The organism is Streptomyces griseoruber, assembly GCF_001514205.1.
GTDB lineage: Bacteria > Actinomycetota > Actinomycetes > Streptomycetales > Streptomycetaceae > Streptomyces > Streptomyces griseoruber.
Genome location: NZ_KQ948771.1, coordinates 15,045 through 39,932 on the forward strand (window position 1 = coordinate 15,045; position 24,888 = coordinate 39,932).

Sequence of the window (24,888 nt, forward strand, 5' to 3'; positions counted from 1 at the left end):
GGGCCGCCCCGGCGGCCTACGCTCACTCCGACAGCCGCGCGCGGCCGGACGGCTGTCCGGATGTCACGGGAAGACGACACGTCCTGGGGAAGACGATCGAGGGGGGCCCATGATCTGGTCACGGCTGCGGCGCGGGCGGGCGGCACCCGGGCTTCCGCTGCCCGGCACCTGCGGGCATCGCCGGCACACCCTGCGCACCGAGCGCCTCCTGCTCTACACCCCGGAGACCCATCTGGACCTCGCGGTCTGCCGGGCCGCCGGCGCCGACCCCGAGGCCCAGCGCTGGCTCGGCTGGGACGACCTGGGCGTGATGGCCGACGCGGGCGTCCGCGAGGCCCTGGTCCGGCTGCGCCCCGCCGACGCCGGGGTCCGCCCCCCGCTCCCGGGGATCCCGCTGCTGCTGGCCCGGCCCTTCGAACCCGGCCCGGAACAGGCGGACGTGCTGATCGCCGTCCGCCTCGACGACGGCCGCTACGCCGGGTACACGGAGCTGGCCCCCGGCACCGGCGAGATCGGCGGCTGGCTGGCCCCGCACGCCCGCGGCCTCGGACTCGGTGCCGAGCTGTTCCGGGCCGCCGCCCTGCTCGGCCACGACCACCTGGGCCTCGACGCGGTGCGGGCCGGGTACGAGCCCGCGAACACCGCGAGCGCCCGAGCCCTGAGCAGGGCCGGGTTCGTCCCGGCCGACGGGCCGCCCCGCCACCGGCTGGGCAACGGCCGTGTGATCGACGCCCGCTGGCTGGAGCACACCTCGCCGACCCCGCCCGGCCGCTGCTTCGGCGCCCCGCCCGTGGCTAAAGCGCCCTAGCCACGAGCAGCGCCACGTCGTCGTGGTCGTCGGGATGGCGCAGGCCGTACAGGAGCAGGTCGCAGATCTCCTCCAGCGGCCGGTCGGGTTCGTCCAGGAAGGTCAGCAGCACCTTGAGGCGGTCGTCGATGGGGTGGTGCCGGGTCTCGACCAGACCGTCCGTGTAGAGGACGAGCACATCGCCGGGCGCCAGCTCGGCCGTGGTGGTCTCGAAGGGGATCCCGCCGACCCCGAGCGGGGCGCCGGGCGGCAGGTCGAGCAGCACGGGGGCGTGGCCCGGGCCGGCCAGTGCGGGCGGCATGTGACCGGCGTTGGCGATCCGGCACCGCCGGGTGCGGGGGTCGTACACCGCGTACAGGCAGGTCACGATGTAGTGCTCCAGATCGCAGGTGATCTTGTCCAGGTGCTGGAGCACCTCCCCGGGATCGAGATCGAGGTCCGCGTAGGCGCAGGTGGCGGTGCGCAGCCGGCCCATCGTGGCGGCCGCGTCGATGCCGTTGCCCATGACGTCCCCGACGACCAGCGCGGTCTTGTCGTCGGTCAGCGGGATGACGTCGTACCAGTCGCCGCCGACCTCGCTGGTGGCCTGGGCGGGCTGGTAGCGGGAGGCCAGGTCGAGACCCGCGTGGTGCGGCGGGTGGTCGGGGAGCAGGCTGCGCTGGAGGGTCAGCGCGGTGTTGCGCACGCTCTCGAACCAGCGGGCGTTGTCGATGGCCACGGCGGCCCGGCCGGCCAGCTCACCGGCCAGGACGACGTCGTCCTGGTCGAAGGGGAGCGGATTGCGGGTGCGCTTGAGGTCGAGGGCGCCCAGCACCTCGCCGTGGGCGATCAGCGGCACCGCGAGATACGAGTGGACACCGGCCCGCGCCAGCAGGGTGCCGGCCTCGGCGTCCCGGGCGATGCGGGGGATGTCGGCGGCGCCGACATGGCGTACCAGGACCGGACGGCCGGTGTGGACGCACAGGGTGACCAGGCGGTCCCCGTCGTACGCCGCCACGTTCCCGGGGGCGTCGGCGGCGCGCAGCGCCACGGTCGGGTGGGCCGCCTTGAGGGCGAGGGCGCGGAAGAGTTCCGGGCCGTCGTCCGGTCTGCGGGAGCGGCGGCAGGCCAGGGCGGAGTCGAGGACGTCCACGGCGACCACGTCGGCGAGCTGGGGGACGGCGATCTCGGCCAGCTCGCGGGCGGTCTGTTCCACCTCCAGTGTGGTGCCGACCCGGGTGGAGGCCTCGGCGATCAGGGCGAGCCGCCGCCGGGCCCGGTCGGCCTCGGCCGCCGCCCGGTGCCGTTCGGTGACGTCGACGACCGAGGCCGCCGCGCCCAGCACCCGCCCGCCGGGGTCCTCCAGGCGGTAGAAGGAGAGCGACCAGGCGTGCTCGCGCTCGGGATCGGCGGGCGGACGGCCCACGTGGTACTGGTCGAGCAGCGGTGTCCCGGTCGTGAGCACCTGCCGCAGCGCGGACTCGATGGTCTCGACGTCGGGCAGCGGCAGTGTCTCCCGCAGCCGTCGGCCGATGTGCTCCTCGGCGGGGATGCCGTCGATGCGCTCCAGCGCCGGATTGACCAGCAGGTACCGCAGATCGGGGTCGAGGAGCGCCAGTCCGATCGGGGACTGGTTGATCAGCCGTTCGCAGAGCGCCAGGTCGGTCTCCACCCGCTGGAGCAGGGTGTGGTCGGCGGCGATGCCGAGGGCGTACACGCCCCCGAGGTCGTCCTGGAGCCGCATGTTGCGGAACTCCATGAGCCGGCTGCTGCCGTCCTTGTGCCGGATGGGGAAGGTGCCGGCCCAGCTCCGGCCGGTCTCCAGCACCTCCGTGAACAGCCTGACCACGGCCTTCAGATGCTGGGAGTGGATGAACAGCCGCGCCGCGTACTTGCCGAGGGCCTCCTCGGCGGTGTAGCCGAACAATTCCTCCGCCTGCGGGGTCCAGAACACGATCCGTCCGTCGGCGTCCAGCACCATCGCGGACACGCTCAGCACGTCCAGCAGACCGGTGGGCGGGGGTGCATTCGCCGCATCGGCGCCGTACACGTCCTCCTCGGACGGGAAGGGTCCGGCCGTCATCGCCAACCTCCTCCCCTCCATGCTGCCCCCGCCGACGGCGTCCGGAAAGCGCCGTCCGCTCCGGCGGCACGCGACCGTGCGCATCCGTCGGACAAGCAGCACCATGGGTCGTGTAAAGGATGGCTCGATGGACTCTGCGCGAGAAGCCAGGGACGCTGCGGGAGAGGCGCCCGGCGCCGCTCCGGCACCGGCCCGGCCGGGTGATGTCCTGGACGCGTCGACCGACGCGGCGGCGGTCGTGCGGGCGGACGGCGTCGTGGTCGGCTGGACGCGGGGCGCCGCGGCCCTGCTCGGCCGTCCGGCGGCGGAGGTGGTGGGCCGCTCCGCCGCGCAGCTCGTGGCGGCCCCGGGGGACCCGGCCCGGGTGGCCGGTGTCGCCGCGCACTGCCGCGCGGGCATGGGGTGGAGCGGGCGGCTCTCCGTACGGCACCACGACGGCCGCGCCCTCGACGTGGACCTGCGGGTCTCCGCGTCCTTCCGGATCGGCGAGGACGAGTGCTTCCTGATCTCGGCCCGTCGCCGCAGCCCGCACTGGACGGTCGGCCAGTCCGTCCTCGACGGATTCCTCACCCGCTCCCCGGTCGGGATGGCGGTGATGGATCGCCAGCTGCGCTATGTGTGGCTCAACGACACGCTGGAACGCTTCGGCGGGGTGCCCCGGGAGCAGCGGCTCGGACACCGGCTCAGCGAGCTGCTGCCCGGCCTGCAGGGCACCACCCTCGAAGGGCTGATGCGCCAGGTCCTGGAGTCCGGGGTCCCGGTGACCGACCACGAGTACCTGGGGTGGAGCTGGGCGGATCCGCACCGCCAGCACGCCTACTCCACGTCCTTCTTCCCCCTGGTCGACTCCGAGGGTTCCGTCACCGGCGTCTGCTACATGGTCCAGGACGTCACCGAGCGGTGGACGGCCCGCCGGCTGCTGTCGCTGGTCAACGAGGCCGGCACCCGGGTGGGCACCACCCTCGACGTGCTGCGGACGGCCCAGGAACTCGCCGACTTCGCCGTGCCGCGCTTCGCGGACTTCGTCGTGGTCGACCTCCTCGAGCCGGTGCTCAGCACCGAGGGCCACGGTGCGTGGCTGACGGACGCGGGCCCGGCGCCCGCGAGGCCGGCGATGCGCCGCGCCGGGATGAGCTCGGTCCGCGAAGGCTGCCCGGAGGCCGTGGCACAGGTCGGCGACCGGGTGGACTTCCTGCCCCCGCCGCACGACGCGCACCTCCTCATCGGGGGCGAGCCGATCCTCATCCCGGTCCTCGACCCCTCCGACGAGCTGTGGACCACCCGGCAGCCCGCACGGGCGGCGACCATCCGCGAGTTCGGACTGCACTCGCTCATCTCCGTGCCGATGCGGGCCCGGCACACCGCGCTCGGCCTCACCACGTTCATCCGCTCGGTCAACCCCGTGTCGTTCGGGCCCGACGACGTCCTGCTCGCCCGGGAACTGGTCGCACGGGCGGCGCTGTGCGTCGACAACGCCCGCCGCTACACCCGGGAACACACCGCGGCCGTCACGCTCCAGCGCAGTCTGCTGCCCGACGCCCTCTCGGGCGGCACCGCGCTGGAGGTGGCCTCCTCCTACCTGCCGGCCGACCCCAGCGACGGGGTGGGCGGCGACTGGTTCGACGTGATCCCCCTGTCCGGTGCCCGGGTGGGCCTCGTCGTCGGCGACGTGGTGGGGCACGGCATCGCCGCCGCCGCGACCATGGGGCGGCTGCGCACGGCGGTGCAGACCCTCGCCGACATGGACATGCCTCCCGAGGAGCTGCTGGCCCATCTGGACGACCTGGTGCTCCGGCTGAGCGCGGACCGGACCGACGACGCGTCGCCCGCCCAGGGCACGACCGCGTTCCTCGGCGCCACCTGCCTCTACGCCGTCTACGACCCGGTCACCCGACGCTGCCGGATGGCCCGCGCCGGGCATCCGCCGCCCGTCGTCGTCACCCCCGACGGGCGGGTGTCCTTCCCGGAGCCGCCGGCCGGGCCCCCGCTCGGTCTCGGCGGCATGGCGTTCGAGGCGACCGAGATCGAGCTCGCCGAGAACAGCCTGATCGGCCTGTACACCGACGGCCTCGTGGAGGGCTCCGACCAGGACATGGAGCGGGGCATGGACCGGCTCGGCGCACTGCTCGCCGGGTCCGACGCCGACCTCGCCACCCTGTGCACCTCGGCGGTACGGCGGCTGGTGCCCGTGCCGCAGCCCGACGACATCGCCCTGCTGCTCGCCCGCACCCACGCCCTGGGCCCCGACCAGGTCGTCTCCTTCGACGTGCCCGCGGACCCGGCCGCCGTCGCCGACGTCCGGGCCCGGGCGACCCGCCAGGTCGAGGACTGGGGGCTGGCGGACCTGGCGATGACCTCGGAACTCATCGTCAGCGAGCTGGTCACCAACGCCGTGCGCCACGCGACCGGGCCCATCCGGCTGCGGCTGCTCCGCGACACCCGGCTGACCTGCGAGGTGTCCGACGCCAGCAGCACGGCTCCCCGGCTCAGGCACGCCCGTAGCCTCGACGAGGGGGGCCGCGGTCTGTTCCTGGTGGCCCAGCTCGCGCACCGGTGGGGAGCCCGCTACACGGGCGAAGGGAAGATCATCTGGGCGGAGCAGGAGATCAGCTGAGCAGTGCGTCCATCTGGCCGACCGCCGCCCGCAGACCCTCCTCCATCCCCATCTCCACCAGTTGGTCCAGCTGCTCGCGGGTCTCGAACGAGGACCGGATCTCCATGCGCGTGCCGTCCCCGTGCGAGGTCAGCCGTACCCGCACGCTCGTGGTCGGCAGGTCCGCGTCCGGCTTGCCCTCCTCGTCGGCGAAGCCGTCGGTGAACTCCAGGGACGTGGGCGGGGCGACCGAGGTGACACGCCACCAGCCGCGGTGCTTGTCGCCCTCCGGGCCCGTCATGAAGTAGGTGACCTCGCCGCCGGGGGTCAGCTCGTGCGTCTCGACGGTCGCCGGGTAGGTCGGCGGTCCCCACCAGCGCTCCAGCCGGCGGGGGTCGGCCCACAGCTGCCAGACCGCCTCGACGGGGGCGGCGAAGTCGGCGACCACGGTGAGGGTGAGGCTGTCGAAGTCCTTGTCCACGCTGGTCACAGTCATCGGTTCGGTCCTTCCTGCTGGTCGTGCGCTTCCGTTCGGGGTTCCGGCGTCAGCAGGCCGGACATCCGCTCCACCCTGCCGCGCCACAGTGCCTCCAGGTCGTCGAGGGCCCGCCGGGCCCGGGCCAGCGCCTCGGGCTCGGTGCGGACGAGCCGCTCGCGCCCGCGCCGCCGCTTGGCGACCAGTCCGGCCCGCTCCAGCACCGCCACGTGCTTCTGCACCGCGGCGAAGCTCATCGGGTAGCCGGCGGCCAGCCGTGACACCGACAGGCCGTCGTCGGCGCAGCGCCGGAGGATGTCCCGGCGGGTCGGGTCCGCCAGGGCGTGGAAGAGCCGGTCCAGGCTTCCGGAGGCACTCTCATCTACAACCATTTGGTTGCACGTTAGTCCGCCCCACGGACCTCCGCAAGCGGAGCGGCACCGCTGCGACCTGCTGTGACATCCCCCACCTGCTCTTGCCCGAGCGAGGAACGCTTCCCTACGTTCGAAGACATGTCCCACCACGGCCCCACCCCTTCCGGCGAACCGTTCGACTGGTCCGTCGACCTGGGCGCGCACGAAATGCTCCGGCGGGCCCATGTCATGGACGCCCTCGGCGCCGACTGGGACCCGGTCGAGGCGCTGCGCGGCGAGGAGGCGGCTTACGCACTGCTCTACTCCGGCCTCAGCCCCGAGCAGCAGCGCATCCACGACGCACTCGTCGCGGCGGGGGTGCTCCCGCCCGGGGGAGACGGGCATGCTGCCGCTTGACCCGCAGGCCGACCCCGGCCGTCGCGCCTGGGTGGCCTGCCCCCGCTGCAACGACCACCAGGGCTGCGCCACCTGCGCGGAGCGCCGCACCTGCGCCACGCACTGGCGCTATCTGCTCTCCAACGTCGGCAGCCTGCTCCACCTCCAGTGCCCGACGTGCACCCACGTCTGGGACCACGAGACCCACTTCGGCGCCACCCGCACCCCCTGGGAGCGCATCACCAGCGGCCTGCGCCGCCCCTGACGCCCGCGCCCGCCCGGTGAGCCCGGACGGCCGAGCCGCGCCCGCTTTCGGATGACCCGGCCGTCTGTCGCCGGGGACGGCGGACGGACCTGACGGAGGATCGCCCTCGGCGGTCATCCCCGCCTGCCGCCCGTCCGCCCGGAGGCAGTCGTGCACATCCTGCTCGTAGCCAGCGCGTTCAACAGCCTCACCCAGCGCGTCCACGCCGAGCTGCGCGACCGCGGCCACTCGGTGGCGGTCGAACTCGCCCTGCCCGACGGCGCGTTGCCGGACGCCGTACGACGTCACGCACCGCACCTCGTCCTCGCGCCGATGCTGCGGACGGCGATCCCCGAGGAGGTGTGGACGGCGTACCCCTGTCTCGTCGTCCATCCCGGCCCCGTGGGTGACCGCGGACCGTCCTCCCTGGACTGGGCGATCCACGAGGGCTTCGACGCGTGGGGCGTCACCGTGCTCCAGGCCGACGCGGAGATGGACGCCGGTGACGTGTGGGCCTGCGTGCCCTGCCCCGTCCCCGAGGTGGCCAAGAGCGACCTGTACCGGGGCGAGATCGCCGACGCCGCGCTGCGCGCCGTCCTGCTCGCCGTGGACCGTTTCGCCGAGGGAACGTACGTACCGCTCCCGCAGGACCCGGCGGGCGCGGCCGACCCCCGGCTGCGGACACGCCCGTACCTCGACCAGGGCCTGCGGCGGATCGACTGGGCCGAGGACTCCACCCGGACCGTGCTGCGCAAGCTGCGGGCGGCGGACTCCCAGCCCGGCGTGCTGGACGTGCTGTTCGGCGAGGAGTGGTATCTGCACGGCGGTCACCCCGAGGACCGGCTGCGCGGCCGCCCCGGCGAACTGCTGGCCACCCGGGCCGGGGCGATCTGCCGGGCCACCGCCGACGGCGCCGTGTGGATCCCCGAGCTGAGGCTGCGCCGGCTGCGCGGGGCGCCGCCCACCTTCAGACTGCCCGCCGTCCGCGCCCTGGGCGACCGGCTGCCGCCGCTGCCCGACCGCACCCCGCCCCGGCTGCCCGACGCCCGGGAGCACGGCTGGACGGACATCCGCTACCGGGAGGAGGGGACCGTGGGCTTCCTGTCCTTCTCCTTCCCCGGCGGCGCCATGAGCACCGAGCAGTGCCGGCGTCTGCTCGACGCCTACCGGGAGGCCTGTGACCGGCCCACCTCGGTGCTGGTGCTGGGCGGCGCGCGCGACTTCTTCTCCAACGGCATCCACCTCAACGTCATCGAGGCCGCCGCCGACCCCGCCGCCGAGTCCTGGGCCAACATCAACGCCATCGACGACCTGGTCGAAGCGGTCCTGACGACCACGGACCGCCTGACCGTCGCGGCCGTCGCGGGCAACGCCGCGGCGGGCGGCGTGATGCTCGCCCTCGCCGCCGACGAGGTCTGGTGCCGCTCCGGAGCCGTGCTGAACCCCCACTACCGCCTGATGGGCCTGTACGGCTCGGAGTACTGGACCCACACCCTCCCGCGCAGGGTCGGCCGCGCCGTCGCCGCGCGCCTCATGAGCGAGGCCCTCCCCGTGAGCGCGGCGGGCGCCCGGCGGCTCGGGCTCGTCGACCGCGTCGTCGACCGCGCCCCGGACGCCTTCGCCCACGAGGTCGGCCGGCTCGCCGCACGCCTGGCCGCCCTGCCCGCGACGGCGGCCCGGATCACCGCGAAGAAAGCGGAACTGGACCGGCTCCAGAGCCTGACCCCGCTGTCCGGCTTCCGGGAACGGGAGCTCGCCCGGATGCGGGAGACCTTCGACGACCCGGACGCCCCGTACCACGCCCTGCGCCGGGCCTTCGTGCACAAGAAGCGCCCCGCCCGTACCCCGCCGCACCTCGCCCCGGTTGCGCAAACCGGGCCGGCCCCCTCTGCCGCGGATGTCACCGCAATGGCCCCCGATGGTGTCTCACCCGGGCCGAACCACTGATACGAAGAATCCTGATGGCCACAAATGCTGGCCTTTGTCCCTCACCTCCCCAGGAGGCGGTCCCCATGAGCCAGGCGACGCCGAACACGGTCGGCGCTGCGGACGCCACAGGCGCGCCCGCCGAAGAGACGCCCACGATCCACGTCCTGTGGATCAATGCCGGGCTGAGCTGCGACGGCGACTCGGTCGCGCTGACCGCGGCCATGCAGCCGAGCATCGAGGAGATCGTCCTCGGTGTGCTCCCCGGCCTGCCGAAGATCCAGGTGCACTGGCCGCTCATCGACTTCGAGTGCGGCCCGGTCGGCGGCGCGGACACGTTCATCGAGTGGTTCTTCAAGGGGGAGCGGGGCGAACTCGACCCGTTCGTGCTGGTCGTCGAGGGCTCCATCCCCAACGAGGCGATCAAGCCCGAGGGCTACTGGTGCGGCTTCGGCGACAACCCGGAGACCGGCCAGCCCATCACCACCAGCGAGTGGATCGACCGCCTCGCGCCCAAGGCCCTCGCCGTCGTCGCCATCGGCACCTGTGCCACGTACGGCGGCATCCACGCGATGGCCGGCAACCCGACCGGCGCGATGGGCGTCCCGGACTACCTGGGCTGGGACTGGAAGTCCCACGCCGGCATCCCGATCGTGTGCGTCCCGGGCTGCCCGATCCAGCCCGACAACTTCGCCGAGACCCTCACCTACCTGCTCTACCAGGCGGCCGGGTCCGCACCGATGATCCCGCTGGACGACAAGCTGCGTCCGACCTGGCTGTTCGGGGCCACCGTGCACGAGGGCTGCGACCGGGCCGGCTACTACGAGCAGGGCGAGTTCGCGACGACGTACGACTCGCCGAAGTGCCTGGTCAAGATCGGCTGCTGGGGCCCGGTCGTCAAGTGCAACGTGCCCAAGCGCGGCTGGATGAACGGCGTCGGCGGCTGTCCGAACGTCGGTGGCATCTGCATCGCCTGCACCATGCCCGGCTTCCCCGACAAGTTCATGCCATTCATGGACGAACCCCCCGGGGCCAAGGTCTCCAGCACGGCCAGCGGCGCGTACGGCGCCGTGATCCGCAGACTGCGCGACATCACCGCGAGGACGGTGGACAAGGAACCCAAGTGGCGCCGGAGCGGCGAGAAGATCACCACCGGCTACCGGCCGCCCTGGTGACGCCCTCCCGTACCTGACCCCCGCGTGACCCGCTTCTGCTTCGTGCACCCCCCCACACCCGAACCCCCCGCGCAACGAAGGGCACGGCAACGACCATGGCAAGGACGAAGGCGGCCGGAGACGGCACCGGTCTGGTGGAGATGTCCTGGGACCCGATCACCCGGATCGTGGGCAGCCTGGGCATCCACACGAAGATCGACTTCAAGCAGAAGCGGGTCGCGGAGTGCTACAGCACCTCGTCGGTGTTCCGCGGCTACAGCGTGTTCATGCGCGGCAAGGACCCCCGCGACGCCCACTTCATCACCAGCCGCATCTGCGGCATCTGCGGCGACAACCACGCCACCTGCTCGGTGTACGCGCAGAACATGGCGTACGGCGTGAAGCCCCCGCACCTCGGTGAGTGGATCATCAACCTCGGCGAGTCCGCCGAGTACATGTTCGACCACAACATCTTCCAGGAGAACCTGGTCGGGGTCGACTACTGCGAGAAGATGGTCAAGGAGACCAACCCCGGAGTCCTCGAACTCGCCGAGCGCACCGAGGCCCCGCACGCCGCCGAGCACGGCTACCGCACCATCGCCGACATCATGCGCTCGCTCAACCCGCTGGAGGGCGAGTTCTACCGCGAGGCCCTCCAGGTCAGCCGGTACACGCGCGAGATGTTCTGCCTGATGGAGGGCCGCCATGTGCACCCCTCCACGCTCTACCCGGGCGGCGTCGGCACCATCGCCTCCGTGCAGCTCTTCACCGACTACCTGAGCCGCCTCATGCGGTACGTCGAGTTCATGAAGCGGGTCGTCCCGCTCCACGACGACCTGTTCGACTTCTTCTACGAGGCCCTGCCCGGCTACGAGGAGGTCGGCCGCCGGCGCGTCCTGCTCGGCTGCTGGGGCGCCCTCAACGACCCCGAGCACTGCGACTTCACGTACGCCAACATGACGGACTGGGGCCGGCGCATGTTCGTCACGCCCGGCATCGTCGTCGACGGCAAGCTCGTCACCAACGACCTCACCGCGATCAACCTCGGCATCCGCATCCTGCTGGGCAGCTCGTACTACGAGGACTGGCAGGGCCAGGAGCAGTTCGTCACCCACGACCCGCTCGGCAACCCCGTCGACCCGCGCCACCCGTGGAACCAGCACACCATCCCCGCCCCGCAGAAGCGGAACTTCGACGACAAGTACAGCTGGGTGATGTCCCCGCGCTGGTTCGACGGCAAGGACCACCTCGCCCTGGACACCGGCGGCGGCCCCATCGCCCGCCTGTGGTCCACCGCGCTGTCCGGGCTCGTCGACATCGGGTACGTCAAGGCCACCGGGCAGAGCGTGGTCATCAACCTGCCGCGCACCCTGACCAAGCCGGAGACCACCTTCGAGTGGAAGATCCCGAAGTGGTCCAACGCCCTGGAACGCAACCGCGCCCGCACCTACTTCCAGGCCTACGCCGCCGCCGTCGCCCTGCACTGCGCGGAGAAGGGCCTCGAGGAGGTCCGCGCCGGACGCACCCAGACCTGGGAGAAGTTCGAGGTCCCGGACGAGAGCATCGGCTGCGGCTTCACCGAGGCCGTCCGCGGTGTCCTCTCCCACCACATGGTGATCCGCGACGGCAAGATCGCCAACTACCACCCCTACCCGCCCACCCCCTGGAACGCCAGCGTCCGCGACTCCTACGGCACCCCCGGCCCGTACGAGGACGCCGTGCAGAACACCCCGATCTTCGAGGAGAACCCCCCGGAGAACTTCAAGGGCATCGACATCATGCGCACCGTCCGCAGCTTCGACCCCTGTCTGCCCTGCGGCGTCCACATGTACGTCGGCGGCGGCAAGACCGTGAAGTCGATGCACGTGCCCACCGGCCTGAGCGGACTGGGCGGATGAGCGCGCCGGCCACCGCACCCCCCGTCACGGCGGAGCGCACCGGGCGCCGGATCGAGGAGGTCCTCGACCGGCTGGCCGCGAGCGGCGACGGCGCCGCCGCGGCCGCGGCCGAGGAACTCGTCCGCTCCCTCATGGACCTCTACGGCACCGGACTCGCCCGCGTCGTCGACGTGCTGGACTCCGCTCCCGGCGAGCCCCTGGCCGCCCTGCTCGACGACGACCTCGTGGCGAGCCTGCTCGTCCTGCACGACCTGCACCCCGAGGACCGCGACACCCGGATCGCCCGCGCCCTCGACGGGGTCCGCGACCACCGGCTGGAGGTGGTGGGCTTCGAGGAGCACACCGGCACCCTGCGGCTGCGCGCCCGGGCGGGCGGCGGCTGTGGCTGCGGCTCCGGCGCCGACGCCGCGCGGGCCGCCGAGACGGCGCTCGCCGGCCTCGCCCCCGAGGTCAGGGCCGTGGACGTGGAGAGTGCGCCCGCCGGCCCCACGCTCCTGCAGATCGGCACGGCACCGACGGGGGCGCGATGAGCACGACCACCCCCGGACTGCGGAGGTTCCTCACCGAACGTCCGCCGCGGCCGGAGCGGTGCGAACTGTGCGCGGCCGTGGTGCCCGAGGACCACCGCCACCTCGTCGACACCGAGCAGCGGTCCCTCGCCTGCGCGTGCACGGCCTGCGCGGTGCTGATGGAACAGCCCGGCGCCGCCGCGGGCCGCTTCCGCGCGGTCCCGGCCCGCTACCTCGGCGACCCCGGCCACCGGCTCGACGAGCGGGCCTGGGAGGCGCTCGGGATCCCGGTCGGCGTCGCCTTCTTCTTCCGCAACGCCGCCCTCGACCGGCTGGTCGCCCTCTACCCGAGCCCGGCCGGAGCCACCGAGAGCGAACTCGATCCGGACACCTGGACCGCGGTCCTCGGCGGCAGCCGGCTCGCCGACCTCCTCGAACCCGACGTCGAGGCACTGCTGCTGCGCCGCACCGACGACCGGGTCGACTGCCACCTCGTCCCGATCGACATCTGCTACCGACTCGTGGGCCGGATGCGCCTGTTGTGGCAGGGCTTCGACGGCGGCCGGGAGGCGCGCGCCGCGCTGGAGGAGTTCTTCACGGACGTGGCACGCCGCGCCCGGCCCCTGGAGGAGGCGGCCCGCTCATGACGGAGTTCTCCTTCACCTGCACCGGAGTCCGCGCCGACCGGTACGCCGCCGGGCCCACGCTCGTCTTCCGGCTGCGCGTCACCGCGTCCGGCGACCTCCCCGTGCACGCCCTCGCGCTGCGCTGCCAGATCCGCATCGAACCCGCCCGGCGCGGCTACGACGACGCGGAGGCCGACGGACTCAACGACCTGTTCGGCGAGCGCTCCCGCTGGGGCACCACCCTCAACCCGGTGCAGTTCGCCCAGGTCCCGCTGATGGTGACCGCGTTCACCGGGGAGACCGAGGCCGACCTCGTCGTCCCCTGCACCTACGACCTGGACATCGCCGCCACCCGCTATCTCGCCGCCCTCACCGACGGCGAGGTCCCGCTGCTGATGCTGTTCTCCGGCACCGCCTTCACCGGCTCCGGCGGCTTCCGCGTCGAGCCCGTCCCCTGGGACCGCGAGGCGCCCTTCAGGATGCCGGTCGCCACCTGGCGGGAGATGGTCGAGCAGCACTTCCCCGGCTGCGGCTGGATCCGGCTGCCCCGCGACACCATGGACGCCCTCCTCGCCTACCGCTCCCGGCACGCCCTGCCGTCCTGGGAGGCGACCGTCGAGGCACTGCTCGACGGGGGCGCTCCGGACCGGCCCCGGAGCCGCGACCCGCTGCGCGCGCTCACCGCCCTGACCGTGAGGACCGACCCGTGACCGTGACCGCGTTCGCCCCGGAGACCGAGGAGCGCCTCGCCCTCGCCCGGCAGGTGGCCGACGCCGTCCTCTTCGAGGGCTATGTGCTCTACCCGTACCGCGCCTCGGCCGCCAAGAACCGGCTGCGCTGGCAGTTCGGGGTGCTCGTGCCGCCCGCCTGGGGCGCCGGGTGCGAGGAGCACGACTTCCAGCACACCGAGTGCCTGATGGAACCGAGGAGGGGCGCCACCCTCTCCGTCGAGGTGCGCTTCCTGCACGCCCGCCGGCGCACCGTGCAGCGGGCCCGCCCGGACGGCGGTCACGACACCGTTCCCGAACTCCGCCTCGACGACCGGGTGCTGGTGCCCTGGGACGAGGGCGCCGAAGAACGCGTCGAACTCGTCGTACCGGTCGAGGAGTTGCTCGGCGACGGCGTCACGCGTCCCTTCCGGCTCCCGGCCCGCGAGGACACCGAACCGGTCCTGGACGCGGCGGGCCGCACCGTCGGCCGGCTGGTCCGGCGCAGCGAGGAGGTCGGCGGGACCGTCCGGCTGTCCGCCCGTGAACTCGACGGTCCCTACCGGACGTTGCGGCTCACCGCCGTCGTGGAGAACACCAGCGACTGGGTGCCCCCGCAGGGCGGGGCCGCCGGCCGGGACGCGGCGCTGCCGCACTCCCTGGTGGCCACCCACCTCCTCATGGCCCTCAGCGCCGGATCGTTCCTGTCGATGACCGATCCCCCGGAATGGGCCAGGGGCGCCGTCGCCGCCTGCCGCAATCTGCACACCTGGCCCGTCCTCGCCGGCGAACCCGGGCGCGCCGACCTCGTGCTGTCCTCCCCGATCATCCTGGAGGACCACCCGGCCATCGCGCCGGAGAGCCCCGGCGCGCTCTACGACGCCACCGAGATCGACGAGATCCTCGCCCTGCGCACCGCCGCCCTCACCGACGAGGAGAAGCGCGAGGCCCGCGGGACCGACCCGCGGGCGGCCGCCGTGATCGACCTGGCGGACTCGATGCCGGCCGAGGTGCTGGAACGCCTGCACGGCGCCGTGCGCGGCCTGCGCGAGGTCACCGGGGAGACCGGCTTCCCCGACGAGCACGGGGTGACGCGCCCCGACACCCCCTGGTGGGACCCGGCGGGCGACACCGGCTTCGACCCCGACCACGACACCGTCGTCGTGGGCGACCGGCCCGTCGGCAAGGGCAGCCGCGTCGAACTGCGGCCCGGACTGCGGCACACCGACGCCCAGGACCTGTTCCTGCACGGCAGCGCGGCGACCGTCGAGGCCGTGCTGCACGACGTCGACGGCGCCGTGCACCTCGCCGTCACCGTGGACGGCGACCCGGGCGCGGACATCCGCCGCGAACAGGGCCGCTATCTCTACTTCCAGCCGGACGAGGTCGTACCGCTGGAGGCCGGACCATGACCCGCACCCTCGTGGCCGGCATCGGCAACATCTTCCTCGGCGACGACGGCTTCGGCGTCGAGACCGCCCGCCGGCTGGCCGGCGGCCGGCTGCCGGAGCACGTCGAGGTCGCCGACATCGGCGTCCGCGGGGTGCACCTCGCCTACCAGCTCCTCGACGGCTACGACACCCTCGTCCTCGTCGACGCCACGGCCCGCGGCGAGGCCCCGGGAACGCTCTACGTCATCGAGTACGACGGCCCCGGCGCCGACCCCGGCGCGGTGCCCGCGATCGACGGCCACCGGATGACCCCGGACACCGTCCTGGCCCTGCTGGACACCCTCTGCGCCGGAACCGGCGGACGACCACCCCGGCGCACCCTGATCGTCGGCTGTGAACCGGCCTCGGTGGAGGAGGGCATCGGACTCAGCCCGCCGGTGTCCGACGCCGTGCCCGAGGCCGTACGGCTGATCGAAGAGCTGCTGCGGGACGGCGAGCCGTCCACGGCACCGGCCGGAGCCGCCGAGGCTCCGCCGGCGAGATGAAGGAGAGACGGATGAAGAAGATCGTCATCGGTGGAGCGGCCGTCGCCGTCATGGCCGCCACCGTCGCCGTCGCGGCCGAGCTGTTCCCCGACATCCGGCGCTACCTGCGGATCCGCCGCATGTGACCCGGGACCCCGGGGCGCCCCGCGCGGCCGTGCGGTTGCGTCGAACGGGCGTAGCCGCCGACCGGTGACGGCGCGCCGGGCCGGGCGACCCGGGCGCCCCCGCCTCTAATGAAGGCCGGCGGGGGGGCACGCCCACGTCCGGGAGGTCCGGGACCGATGCACGAGATGTCCGTCGCGCTGGCCGTCGTCGACCAGGTGGCCGAGGCCGCCCGGCGCGCCGGGGACGTCACGGCGGTCCGCTCGGTGCGGCTCCAGGTCGGCGAACTGGCCGGGGTCGTCCCCGACGCGCTCTCCTTCTGCTTCGAACTGGCCTGCGCCGGGACCCTGCTGGAGGGCGCCGAACTCGTCACCGAGCCCGTGGCGGGCCGGGCCCGCTGCACCTCCTGCGCACACGAATGGCCCGTCGGCATGCCGCCCCGGCTGACCTGCCCCGGCTGCGGCGGCACACGTACCGACCTGTGCGCCGGGCGGGAACTGCAGATCGCCTCCGTCCAGTGGGAGGACGGCGCGCCCGCGCCCACCGGCGAACCGATCCACGAGGAGTGCTGAACCATGTGCCGTGTCGTCGACCTGCGGCAGGCCGTACTCGCGAAGAACGACGCGAGCGCCCACACCCTGCGCGAGCGTCTCACCGCCGGTGGCACCACCGTCGTCAACCTGCTCTCCAGCCCCGGCAGCGGCAAGACCGCGCTGCTGGAGCAGGAACTGTTGCGGGCCCGCGAGCGGTCCGTGTCCGTCGCCGCGCTGACCGCCGACCTCGCCACCGAGAACGACGCGGCCCGTCTGGCCCGTTCGGGCGTTCCCGTCAAGCAGGTACTCACCGACGGACTGTGCCACCTGGAGGCGGGCATGCTCGCCGGACACCTGGACGGCTGGCTGCCCGCGGACACCCGGCTGCTGTTCGTGGAGAACGTCGGCAACCTGGTCTGCCCGGCCTCCTACGACCTGGGGGAGACCCTCCGGGTCGTCCTCGCCTCGGTGACCGAGGGCGAGGACAAGCCCCTCAAGTACCCCACCGCCTTCGGGCTCGCCCAGCTGGTCGTGGTCACCAAGACCGACCTCGCCGAGGCCGTCGAGTTCGACGAGATCGCCTTCCGCGCGCACGTGGAGCAGGTCAACCCGGGCGTGGAGATCGTGATGACCTCGGCCCGCCGGGGCAAGGGCGTCGGCGCGCTGCTCGACCGGGCACTGGCGGCGGCGGAGGGCGCGCCCGTCCATACGCCGGTCATGGCCCGTCAGCCGCACGGCCACGCCCACGCCCACGCCCACGCGCACAGTCACGCCCACCCGCACGGCCACGCCCATACGCACGACGGCGCTCCTGCGCACGGCGACGCGGCCGACGCCCTGGCCCGCACCCACCCGTGAGCGCTCCCCCGTCCCCGGCAGCCGTCACCGGCGACGGGCCGCTGCGCCGCCGGGTCGTCGTCCGGGGGGTGGTGCAGGGCGTGGGCTTCCGGCCGTACGTCTACGGTCTCGCCACCGAACTGGCCCTGGTCGGACATGTCACCAACACCCCGGAGGGCGTCGTCGCCGAGGTCGAGGGCAGCGGTGCGGCCGTGGCCCGGTTCTGCGAACGCCTCGCGGTCCAGGCGCCCCCGCTGGCCGTGGTGGAGTCCGTCCACCATCAGGAGGTGCCCCTCACGGGCGGCGAGGCGTTCACCATCCTCGCCTCCCGCACCGGCGGCCCGGCCCGCACCCTCGTCTCCCCGGACACCGCCACCTGCGCCGACTGTCTCGCCGAACTGGCCGACCCCGCCGACCGGCGCCACCGCCACCCCTTCGTCAACTGCACCCACTGCGGCCCCCGCTTCACCATCGTCACCGGCGTCCCCTACGACCGGGTCCACACCACCATGGCCGGCTTCCCGATGTGCGCCGACTGCGCCCGGGAGTACGGCGATCCGGCCGACCGGCGCTTCCACGCCCAGCCCGTCGCCTGCCCGGCCTGCGGACCGCGGCTGCGGCTGATCGCGCCGGGCGCGTCGGGTGATCCGGTCGCCGGGGCCCGTGCACTGCTGACGCGCGGTGCGATCCTCGCCGTGAAGGGCCTGGGCGGCTACCACCTGGCCTGCGACGCCACGAACGAGACGGCCGTCGCCCTGCTCCGCCGTCGCAAGGCGCGCGGTGACAAGCCCTTCGCCGTCATGGCCCGCGGCACGGCCGAGGTCGAGCACCTCGTACGGCTCGGCCCCGAGGAGCGGCGCCTGCTCGAAGGGGGCGTCCGGCCCGTCGTCCTGCTGCGGCGACGCCCGGACCCGGCGCGGGAGACCGGGGACCCGCGGCCCGCCGACGCCGTCGCGCCCGGCAGTCCCGACCTCGGCGTGATGCTGCCGTACACCCCCGTGCACCATCTCCTGCTGGGCCTGCCCGGCGATCCGGACGGCCCCCGGCTGCTCGTCATGACCAGCGGCAACGTGTCCGGGGAGCCGATCGTCACCGACGACACCGAGGCCCTGGAGCGGCTGGCCCACCTGGCCGACGCCTGGCTCACCCACGACCGGCCGATCCAGGTGCCCTGCGACGACTCCGTGGTCCGCGTCTGTGACGGCGAGCCCCTGGTGATCCGCCGCTCGCGCGGGTACGCGCCGCTGCCCGTCGCCCTGCCCCTGCCCGTCCGCCCCGCCCTCGCCGTCGGCGGGGACCTGAAGAACGCCTTCTGTCTCGGCGCGGGCCGCAGGGCCTGGCTGTCGGCGCACATCGGCGACCTGGACGACCTGCGCACCCAGGGCGTGTTCGAGGGCGCGGTGGGCCAGTTGGAATCGATCACGGGCGTACGGCCCGAGCTCCTGGCCGCCGACCGGCACCCCGGCTACCGCTCCACCGGCTGGGCCGCCCGCAACGCCGGCGCGCGGGCCGTGACGCGGGTCCAGCACCATCACGCCCATGTCGCCTCAGCGATGGCCGAGCACGGCCTCGACGGCACCCGCCCGGTGATCGGGGTCGCCTTCGACGGCACCGGCCACGGTGACGACGGGGCGGTGTGGGGCGGGGAGTTCCTGCTCGCGGACTACGACGGCTTCACCCGCTTCGGGCACCTCGCGTACGTCCCGCTGCCGGGCGGCGACGCCGCGGTGCGCCGCCCGTACCGCATGGCGCTGTCCCATCTGCGGGCCGCCGGCCTCGACCGGTCGGCCGACCTGCCCTGTACGGCGGCCTGCCCGCCCGGGGAACTCGGCGTCCTGGAACGGCAGCTGGAGCGCGGACTGCACTGTGTCCCCACCTCCAGCATGGGCCGCCTCTTCGACGCGGTGTCCTCCCTCGCCGGGGTGTGCCACCTGGCCGGATACGAGGCACAGGCCGCCGTCGAGCTGGAGGCGGCCGCCCTGCGCGCGCCCGCCGGGGACACCACCGCCTACGCCTTCGCCCTGCGCGCACCGCAGGAGGGCGGGCGCGGGGCCGTACGGGCCGATCCCGCGCCCGTTCTCGCGGCCGTCGTCCGTGACCTGCGCGCCGGGCACACCTCGGCCACGGTCGCGGCCCGCTTCCACCGGGGCGTGACCGCTCTGGTGCGCCGGATGTGCGCGCTGGCCCGGGAGCGGCACGGCCTCGGCACGGTCGCCCTCACCGGCGGCGTGTTCGCCAACACGCTGCTCTCGACGGCCTGTGCCGCCGCCCTGCGCGAGGACGGCTTCACGGTCCTGCGGCACCGCCTGGTGCCGCCGGGCGACGGCGGCCTGGCCCTGGGCCAGCTGATGGTGGCCGCACGGACGACGCACACCGACTGACCACATCCACAGCGAGGAGAGGCCCATGTGTCTGGCGGTACCCGGCAGAGTGCTCGACATCGAGGAACGCGACGGCACCCGGATGGCCACCGTCGACTTCGGCGGCGTGGTCAAGGAGGTGTGCCTGGAGTACCTGCCCGACCTCCGGGTCGGCGAGTACGCCATCGTCCACGTCGGGTTCGCCCTGCAACGGCTGGACGAGGAGTCGGCACAGCAGACGCTCGAACTCTTCGCCGAACTCGGCATGCTCCAGGAGGAGTTCGGCGACGCCTGGGAGATGGCGGCGGCCGAGGCGGGGCAGGACGTCGTACGGGAGGCGGGGCAGTGAAGTACATCGACGAGTTCCAGGACCCCGATCTGGCCCGCCGGCTCCTCGACGACATCCACGCCACGGTCACCCGGCCCTGGGCGCTGATGGAGGTCTGCGGCGGCCAGACCCACAGCATCATCCGGCACGGCATCGACCAACTCCTGCCCGATGAGGTCGAGTTGATCCACGGACCGGGCTGTCCCGTCTGTGTGACCCCGCTGGAGGTCATCGACAAGGCGCTGGAGATCGCCTCCCGCCCCGGGGTGATCTTCTGCTCCTTCGGCGACATGCTGCGGGTGCCGGGCACCGGCCGGGACCTGTTCCAGGTGCGCGGCGAGGGCGGGGACGTACGCGTCGTCTACTCGCCGCTCGACGCCCTGCGCATCGCCCAGCAGAACCCGGACCGCGAGGTGGTGTTCTTCGGCATCGGCTTCGAGACGACGGCACCGCCCAACGCCATGACGGTCCACCAGGCCCGCAGGCAGGGCGTCCGCAACTTCAGCATGCTGGTCTCGCACGTCCGGGTGCCTCCCGCCATCGAGGCGATCATGTCCTCGCCGACCTGCCGGGTGCAGGGCTTCCTCGCCGCCGGGCATGTGTGCAGCGTGATGGGCGTGGGGGAGTATCCGCAGCTGGCGGAGCGCTTCCGGGTGCCGATCGTCGTGACGGGCTTCGAGCCGCTCGACATCCTCGAAGGCGTACGACGGACCGTACGGCAGCTGGAGCGTGGCGAGCACACCGTCGACAACGCCTACGCCCGGGCCGTCCGCCCGGAGGGAAACCCGGCCGCGCGGGCCATGCTGGAGGACGTCTTCGAGGTCACCGACCGCGCCTGGCGGGGCATCGGGGTGATCCCCGGCAGCGGCTGGCGGCTGTCTGCGAAGTACCGCGACCACGACGCGGAGCACCGCTTCTGCGTCGAGGGCATCCGGACGCGGGAACCGGCCGAGTGCCGCAGCGGAGAGGTTCTTCAGGGCCTGCTCAAGCCGCACGAGTGCGCCGCCTTCGGCACCCTGTGCACCCCTCGGACCCCGCTGGGCGCCACGATGGTCTCCAGCGAGGGCGCCTGTGCGGCGTACTACCTCTACCGACGGCTGGACCTGCCGGCCGGCCCGGCCCGGGAGGCGAGCCCCGTTGTCTGACACCGCCCTGGACATCGAAGCGTGGACCTGTCCGGCGCCCCTGCGCGACCGGCCGCGGGTCGTCATGGGCCACGGTGGCGGCGGGGTCCTCTCCGCCGAACTGGTCCAGCAGATCTTCGCCCCGGCCTTCGGCGGCGAGGTGCTCGCGCAGCTCGGCGACTCCGCCGTCCTCTCCCTCGGCGGCGCCCGGCTGGCGTTCTCCACCGACTCCTACGTGGTGCGCCCGCTGTTCTTCCCCGGCGGCAGCATCGGCGACCTGGCGGTCAACGGCACCGTCAACGACCTCGCCATGAGCGGTGCCCGGGCCGCCTACCTCTCCTGCGGGTTCATCCTGGAGGAGGGTGTCGAACTCGACACCGTCACCCGGGTCGCCCAGGCGATGGGCGCGGCCGCGCGTGCCGCCGGCGTGGAGGTGGCCACCGGGGACACCAAGGTGGTGGAGGCCGGCCACGGCGACGGGATCTTCGTCAACACGGCCGGCATCGGGGTCGTCCCGGCGGGCGTCGACCTGCGTCCGCAGCGGGTCGTCCCCGGGGACGTCGTGATCGTCAGCGGCGCCATCGGCGTCCACGGAGTGGCGATCATGAGCGTCCGGGAGGGCCTGGAGTTCGGGGTGGAGATCGCCAGCGACTGCGCGCCGCTCGGCGGCCTGGTCGAGGCCATGCTCGCCGTCACCCCGGAGCTGCACGTGCTGCGCGATCCCACCCGGGGCGGTCTGGCCGCCGCGCTCAACGAGATCGCGAGCGCCTCCGGCACCGGCGTGGTCCTCCAGGAACGGGCCGTCCCGGTCCCGCCGGCCGTGGCCAACGCCTGTGCCATCCTCGGCCTGGACCCCCTGTACATCGCCAACGAGGGCAAGCTGGTGACCTTCGTCCCGCGTGAGCACGCCGACGCGGTCCTCGCGGCGATGCGGGCCCATCCGCTCGGCGCGGACGCCGTGATCATCGGGGAGGCCGTCGAGGACCACCCCGGCATGGTCGTGGCACGCACCGGGCTGGGCGGCACCCGTGTGGTCGACCTGCCGATCGGGGAGCAGTTGCCGCGTATCTGCTGACCGGCCCGAGGAGGATCGGGCGAAGGGCCGATGGCCGCGCTCCCGATCCTCCTCGCCCTGTCGTAAATCGTGTTAAAAGCCGGTATTGCCGGACAGCTGGCCTATGGTGATCCCGTGCGCGGAATCCTGTTGGCCGGGGGCACCGGCTCGCGACTTTGGCCGTTGACCCGTTCGGTGTCGAAGCAACTGCTGCCGGTCTTCGACAAACCCATGGTCTATTACCCGCTGTCCACTCTCGTGATGGCCGGCGTCCGGGAGATCCTCGTCATCACCACCCCCGAAGACCAGGGCCAGTTCCGTCGGTTGCTCGGCGACGGAAGCCAACTGGGGCTGCGGCTGGACTACATGGCGCAGAAACGCCCGGAGGGCATCGCCCACGCATTCGTGCTGGGCGCCGAATTCCTCGGCGGGGAATCCGTCGCCCTCATTCTGGGCGACAACATCTTCCACGGCAGCGGACTCGGCACCCGGCTGGCCCGGCACGAGGATCCGGTGGGCGGCCGGGTGTTCGCCTATCAGGTCGCGCATCCCTCGGCGTACGGCGTGGTGGAGTTCGACGCACACGGCCGGGCGGTCTCCATCGAGGAGAAACCGGCCCGACCCCGTTCCCGCTACGCCGTCCCCGGGCTGTACTTCTACGACCACCGCGCCGTCGACATCGCCCGTGCCCTGCGGCCCAGCGCCCGGGGCGAGTTGGAGATCACCGATCTCAACCGCGTCTATCTGGAGGCGGGCGAACTCCAGGTCACCCGGCTCGACCGGGGCACCGCCTGGCTGGACACCGGGACGTTCGCCTCCATGGTCCAGGCCTCGGAGTTCGTCCGTGTCATCGAGGAACGTCAGGGCTTCAAGGTCGGCTGTGTCGAGGAGGCGGTCTGGCGGGCCGGCCTCATCGACGACGACCGGCTGCGGGAACTGGCCCGGCCGCTGCTGAAGAGCGGATACGGCCACTACCTGCTCGGGCTGCTGGAGGACTCCGGGCCCGTCGTCACGTCCTGGCCGGACCAGGAGCGTCCGCGGGACGCGCAGGGGCTCGGTGGCGCGAGAAAGGTGAGCACATGAGAGCGCTCGGGATCGAAGGGGCGTGGGTGGACACGCCCCGGGCGTTCACGGACGACCGGGGCCGCTTCCACGAGTGGTTCCGGAGCGAGACCTTCCGCGCGGCCGTCGGGCACGGGTTCCGTTTCGAGCAGGCCAATTGCTCCCGCTCGGTGCGCGGCACGCTCCGCGGTGTCCACGCCGCGGCCGTCCCGCCCGGCCAGGCGAAGTACGTCACCTGCGTCCGCGGCGCCGTCCTCGACGTGGTGGTCGACATCCGCGTGGGTTCCCCGACCTTCGGGACATGGGAGGCGGTACGCCTCGACGACACGACGCATCGCTGCGTCTATCTCTCGGAGGGGCTCGGCCACGCCTTCATGGCGCTGGAGGACGACTCCACCGTCGTCTACCTCTGTTCGCGGGGATACGCGCCGGACCGCGAATTCGGGATCGACCCGCTCGACCCGGCCCTGGCCATCGCGTGGCCCGGCGACCTCACACCCGTCCTTTCCGGCAAGGACGCGGCGGCGCCGACGCTGGCGGAAGCCGAGCGGCAGGGGCTGCTGCCGTCCTTCGAGGAATGCGTGGCCTATCGCGGAAGTCTGGTGAGTGAATCATGAGCGGGCCGCGGGGGCGGTGACGCCGCTCGGGTGATCCTCATGGTCGAGACGGGTCGTCCTTTAGTCATTTTTTCATAGCGGTGGAATGGATGACTTCGTTCATGGCCCAAGGAGACATGGCGGCCGAGCGGAACCGATGCACGCTGAGTGCGCGCCCGCCGTCTGATCCCTCCCCAACGTGAGGAAGGTTCTCTTGAACCGCAGAACGATCCGAATTGCGCGCCTGAAGTCCGTCACGATGGTCACGACGGGCGCGGCGACGGTGGCGCTGAGCGTGCTTCCGAGCACGGTGGCGATCGCCGACGCGATGCAGCGGCCGGACGCCGGTCGCCTGGTGGTGCAGAAGCTCCCGGCGGGCGTGTCCGAGGCGGCCGTGGCCGACGCGGTCCGCCGGGCCGGTTCCGACGGCCGGGCGACGGTGCACTACGGCGCCGCGCCCTCCGCGGACAAGGACCGCGGCCCCCACCACCACGCGGAGCAGGGCCCGCGAGGCCCCCGCGGCCCGCAGGGTCCGAGGGGTCCCCAGGGCCCCAAGGGCCACGACGGCAGGCCCGGCAAGCCGGGCAAGCCCGGCCCGCAGGGCGCTCAGGGCGCGCAGGGAGCGCAGGGAGCGCAGGGTGCTCAAGGTGCGCAGGGTGCTCAGGGAGCCGTGGGCGAGACGGGCGGCACCGGAGTGCAGGGCGCTCAGGGCGCGCAGGGTGCTCAGGGCGCGCAGGGTGCTCAGGGTGCTCAGGGAGCCGTGGGCGAGACGGGCGGCACCGGAGTGCAGGGCGCTCAGGGCGCTCAGGGTGCTCAGGGCGCGCAGGGTGCTCAGGGTGCTCAGGGAGCCGTGGGCGAGACGGGCGGCACCGGAGTGCAGGGCGCTCAGGGCGCGCAGGGCGCCCAGGGAGCCCAGGGCGCTCAAGGTGCCCAGGGCGCGACCGGTGCCTCGGGTCTCACCACGTACCTCGTGACCGCGACCGGCACCACCTCGGCGACGGCCGCCTGCCGGACCGGCGACATCGTCACCGGCGGCGGGTTCGTCGTGACCAACGGTTCGCCCGGTTCGAGCCGACCGGTCCTGGTCACCGGCACGCAGCAGGGGTGGCAGGCCACGCAGAACGGCACCGGCCAGGGGCTCACCGCCTTCGCCATCTGTGCCGACGTCACGCCGTAGATCCCCGTGAAGTGAGCGACGCTGCCCC

The 24,888-nt window shown here is 73.2% G+C and carries 25 protein-coding genes; 22 read left to right on the forward strand and 3 right to left on the reverse strand.

Annotation, left to right across the window (positions count from 1 at the left end; all coding sequences use genetic code 11):
* Positions 1-109 precede the first annotated feature (109 nt).
* Positions 110-808 carry a GNAT family N-acetyltransferase gene (locus AQJ64_RS22415; protein WP_059202919.1) on the forward strand — a complete coding sequence of 233 codons (699 nt, stop codon included), beginning with the start codon at positions 110-112 and terminating at the stop codon, positions 806-808.
* On the opposite strand, the gene AQJ64_RS22420 is transcribed toward AQJ64_RS22415, so the two are convergent.
* Positions 795-2,870: a SpoIIE family protein phosphatase gene (locus tag AQJ64_RS22420; RefSeq protein WP_079061871.1), complete on the reverse strand. Its 2,076-nt coding sequence runs from the start codon at positions 2,868-2,870 to the stop codon at positions 795-797. The genes AQJ64_RS22415 and AQJ64_RS22420 overlap by 14 nt on opposite strands.
* Positions 2,871-2,997: 127 nt before the next feature.
* Here AQJ64_RS22420 and AQJ64_RS22425 point away from each other — a divergent pair, with 127 nt between their 5' ends.
* A complete protein-coding gene (locus AQJ64_RS22425; protein ID WP_059202920.1) occupies positions 2,998-5,484 on the forward strand; it encodes a SpoIIE family protein phosphatase in 2,487 nt (828 codons plus the stop codon).
* Here the strand turns inward: AQJ64_RS22425 and AQJ64_RS22430 are convergent.
* Complete coding sequence (locus tag AQJ64_RS22430; RefSeq protein ID WP_059202921.1) at positions 5,477-5,959, reverse strand: SRPBCC family protein; 483 nt, start codon at positions 5,957-5,959, stop codon at positions 5,477-5,479. The genes AQJ64_RS22425 and AQJ64_RS22430 overlap by 8 nt on opposite strands.
* On the reverse strand, positions 5,956-6,330 hold the full coding sequence (locus tag AQJ64_RS22435) for an ArsR/SmtB family transcription factor (protein ID WP_059202922.1): 375 nt from the start codon (positions 6,328-6,330) through the stop codon (positions 5,956-5,958). Before AQJ64_RS22435 ends, AQJ64_RS22430 begins: the two co-directional genes overlap by 4 nt.
* A gap of 120 nt (positions 6,331-6,450) precedes the next feature.
* Here AQJ64_RS22435 and AQJ64_RS22440 point away from each other — a divergent pair, with 120 nt between their 5' ends.
* The 20 genes from AQJ64_RS22440 to AQJ64_RS22530 all read left to right on the forward strand — a co-directional run bounded on the left by AQJ64_RS22440 (position 6,451) and on the right by AQJ64_RS22530 (position 24,860).
* Positions 6,451-6,708: a DUF6400 family protein gene (locus AQJ64_RS22440; RefSeq protein ID WP_059202923.1), complete on the forward strand. Its 258-nt coding sequence runs from the start codon at positions 6,451-6,453 to the stop codon at positions 6,706-6,708.
* A complete protein-coding gene (locus AQJ64_RS22445; RefSeq protein ID WP_059202924.1) occupies positions 6,695-6,952 on the forward strand; it encodes a hypothetical protein in 258 nt (85 codons plus the stop codon). Before AQJ64_RS22440 ends, AQJ64_RS22445 begins: the two co-directional genes overlap by 14 nt.
* A gap of 150 nt (positions 6,953-7,102) precedes the next feature.
* A complete protein-coding gene (locus tag AQJ64_RS22450) occupies positions 7,103-8,878 on the forward strand; it encodes an enoyl-CoA hydratase-related protein (protein ID WP_059202925.1) in 1,776 nt (591 codons plus the stop codon).
* Positions 8,879-8,943: 65 nt separating this feature from the next.
* Entirely contained in the window at positions 8,944-10,032 is a 1,089-nt protein-coding gene (locus AQJ64_RS22455) for an NADH-quinone oxidoreductase subunit B family protein (RefSeq protein WP_059202926.1), read from the forward strand.
* A gap of 95 nt (positions 10,033-10,127) precedes the next feature.
* Positions 10,128-11,909, forward strand: a complete 1,782-nt coding sequence (locus AQJ64_RS22460) for a nickel-dependent hydrogenase large subunit (RefSeq protein ID WP_059202927.1) — start codon at positions 10,128-10,130, stop codon at positions 11,907-11,909.
* Entirely contained in the window at positions 11,906-12,439 is a 534-nt protein-coding gene (locus AQJ64_RS22465; RefSeq protein ID WP_059202928.1) for a hypothetical protein, read from the forward strand. The genes AQJ64_RS22460 and AQJ64_RS22465 overlap by 4 nt, the downstream gene beginning before the upstream one ends.
* Entirely contained in the window at positions 12,436-13,065 is a 630-nt protein-coding gene (locus tag AQJ64_RS22470; protein ID WP_055637598.1) for a DUF5947 family protein, read from the forward strand. The genes AQJ64_RS22465 and AQJ64_RS22470 overlap by 4 nt, the downstream gene beginning before the upstream one ends.
* On the forward strand, positions 13,062-13,754 hold the full coding sequence (locus AQJ64_RS22475) for a DUF6084 family protein (RefSeq protein ID WP_055637597.1): 693 nt from the start codon (positions 13,062-13,064) through the stop codon (positions 13,752-13,754). The genes AQJ64_RS22470 and AQJ64_RS22475 overlap by 4 nt, the downstream gene beginning before the upstream one ends.
* Complete coding sequence (locus AQJ64_RS22480; protein ID WP_055637596.1) at positions 13,751-15,163, forward strand: hypothetical protein; 1,413 nt, start codon at positions 13,751-13,753, stop codon at positions 15,161-15,163. Before AQJ64_RS22475 ends, AQJ64_RS22480 begins: the two co-directional genes overlap by 4 nt.
* Positions 15,160-15,687 carry a hydrogenase maturation protease gene (locus tag AQJ64_RS22485; protein WP_055637595.1) on the forward strand — a complete coding sequence of 176 codons (528 nt, stop codon included), beginning with the start codon at positions 15,160-15,162 and terminating at the stop codon, positions 15,685-15,687. The genes AQJ64_RS22480 and AQJ64_RS22485 overlap by 4 nt, the downstream gene beginning before the upstream one ends.
* Before the next feature lie 11 nt (positions 15,688-15,698).
* Positions 15,699-15,812 (forward strand): DUF6893 family small protein, encoded by a 114-nt coding sequence (locus AQJ64_RS52420; protein ID WP_397801776.1) that lies wholly within the window; start codon positions 15,699-15,701, stop codon positions 15,810-15,812.
* Between the two features lie 156 nt (positions 15,813-15,968).
* Entirely contained in the window at positions 15,969-16,361 is a 393-nt protein-coding gene (locus AQJ64_RS22490) for a hydrogenase maturation nickel metallochaperone HypA/HybF (protein ID WP_055637594.1), read from the forward strand.
* A 3-nt stretch (positions 16,362-16,364) separates the two neighbouring features.
* The gene (gene hypB, locus AQJ64_RS22495) at positions 16,365-17,180 is read left to right on the forward strand and encodes a hydrogenase nickel incorporation protein HypB (protein WP_055637593.1); all 816 of its coding nucleotides are present in this window, start codon (positions 16,365-16,367) and stop codon (positions 17,178-17,180) included.
* Positions 17,177-19,540 (forward strand): carbamoyltransferase HypF, encoded by a 2,364-nt coding sequence (hypF, locus tag AQJ64_RS22500; RefSeq protein WP_055637592.1) that lies wholly within the window; start codon positions 17,177-17,179, stop codon positions 19,538-19,540. Before hypB ends, hypF begins: the two co-directional genes overlap by 4 nt.
* 25 nt (positions 19,541-19,565) lie before the next feature.
* Complete coding sequence (locus AQJ64_RS22505; protein WP_055637591.1) at positions 19,566-19,868, forward strand: HypC/HybG/HupF family hydrogenase formation chaperone; 303 nt, start codon at positions 19,566-19,568, stop codon at positions 19,866-19,868.
* Positions 19,865-20,992 (forward strand): hydrogenase formation protein HypD, encoded by a 1,128-nt coding sequence (gene hypD, locus AQJ64_RS22510; RefSeq protein ID WP_055637590.1) that lies wholly within the window; start codon positions 19,865-19,867, stop codon positions 20,990-20,992. The genes AQJ64_RS22505 and hypD overlap by 4 nt, the downstream gene beginning before the upstream one ends.
* Positions 20,985-22,046, forward strand: a complete 1,062-nt coding sequence (hypE, locus tag AQJ64_RS22515) for a hydrogenase expression/formation protein HypE (RefSeq protein WP_055637589.1) — start codon at positions 20,985-20,987, stop codon at positions 22,044-22,046. The genes hypD and hypE overlap by 8 nt, the downstream gene beginning before the upstream one ends.
* 114 nt (positions 22,047-22,160) lie before the next feature.
* Entirely contained in the window at positions 22,161-23,108 is a 948-nt protein-coding gene (rfbA, locus tag AQJ64_RS22520; RefSeq protein WP_079061873.1) for a glucose-1-phosphate thymidylyltransferase RfbA, read from the forward strand.
* Positions 23,105-23,704 (forward strand): dTDP-4-dehydrorhamnose 3,5-epimerase family protein, encoded by a 600-nt coding sequence (locus AQJ64_RS22525; protein ID WP_055637588.1) that lies wholly within the window; start codon positions 23,105-23,107, stop codon positions 23,702-23,704. Before rfbA ends, AQJ64_RS22525 begins: the two co-directional genes overlap by 4 nt.
* A gap of 193 nt (positions 23,705-23,897) precedes the next feature.
* Entirely contained in the window at positions 23,898-24,860 is a 963-nt protein-coding gene (locus AQJ64_RS22530; RefSeq protein WP_055637587.1) for a collagen-like protein, read from the forward strand.
* The last annotated feature ends 28 nt before the right edge of the window (positions 24,861-24,888 follow it).

Coding starts and splice junctions, on each gene's coding strand:
- hypB (WP_055637593.1), top strand. CDS start 16,365: ATGTGCCGTGTCGTCGACCTGCGGCAGGCCGTACTCGCGAAGAACGAC.
- AQJ64_RS22485 (WP_055637595.1), top strand. CDS start 15,160: ATGACCCGCACCCTCGTGGCCGGCATCGGCAACATCTTCCTCGGCGAC.
- AQJ64_RS22435 (WP_059202922.1), bottom strand. CDS start 6,330: ATGGTTGTAGATGAGAGTGCCTCCGGAAGCCTGGACCGGCTCTTCCAC.
- AQJ64_RS22490 (WP_055637594.1), top strand. CDS start 15,969: ATGCACGAGATGTCCGTCGCGCTGGCCGTCGTCGACCAGGTGGCCGAG.
- AQJ64_RS22465 (WP_059202928.1), top strand. CDS start 11,906: ATGAGCGCGCCGGCCACCGCACCCCCCGTCACGGCGGAGCGCACCGGG.
- AQJ64_RS22455 (WP_059202926.1), top strand. CDS start 8,944: ATGAGCCAGGCGACGCCGAACACGGTCGGCGCTGCGGACGCCACAGGC.
- AQJ64_RS22420 (WP_079061871.1), bottom strand. CDS start 2,870: ATGACGGCCGGACCCTTCCCGTCCGAGGAGGACGTGTACGGCGCCGAT.
- AQJ64_RS22430 (WP_059202921.1), bottom strand. CDS start 5,959: ATGACTGTGACCAGCGTGGACAAGGACTTCGACAGCCTCACCCTCACC.
- AQJ64_RS22445 (WP_059202924.1), top strand. CDS start 6,695: ATGCTGCCGCTTGACCCGCAGGCCGACCCCGGCCGTCGCGCCTGGGTG.
- AQJ64_RS22415 (WP_059202919.1), top strand. CDS start 110: ATGATCTGGTCACGGCTGCGGCGCGGGCGGGCGGCACCCGGGCTTCCG.
- AQJ64_RS52420 (WP_397801776.1), top strand. CDS start 15,699: ATGAAGAAGATCGTCATCGGTGGAGCGGCCGTCGCCGTCATGGCCGCC.
- AQJ64_RS22440 (WP_059202923.1), top strand. CDS start 6,451: ATGTCCCACCACGGCCCCACCCCTTCCGGCGAACCGTTCGACTGGTCC.
- AQJ64_RS22425 (WP_059202920.1), top strand. CDS start 2,998: ATGGACTCTGCGCGAGAAGCCAGGGACGCTGCGGGAGAGGCGCCCGGC.
- AQJ64_RS22470 (WP_055637598.1), top strand. CDS start 12,436: ATGAGCACGACCACCCCCGGACTGCGGAGGTTCCTCACCGAACGTCCG.
- AQJ64_RS22460 (WP_059202927.1), top strand. CDS start 10,128: ATGGCAAGGACGAAGGCGGCCGGAGACGGCACCGGTCTGGTGGAGATG.
- AQJ64_RS22505 (WP_055637591.1), top strand. CDS start 19,566: ATGTGTCTGGCGGTACCCGGCAGAGTGCTCGACATCGAGGAACGCGAC.
- AQJ64_RS22475 (WP_055637597.1), top strand. CDS start 13,062: ATGACGGAGTTCTCCTTCACCTGCACCGGAGTCCGCGCCGACCGGTAC.
- AQJ64_RS22525 (WP_055637588.1), top strand. CDS start 23,105: ATGAGAGCGCTCGGGATCGAAGGGGCGTGGGTGGACACGCCCCGGGCG.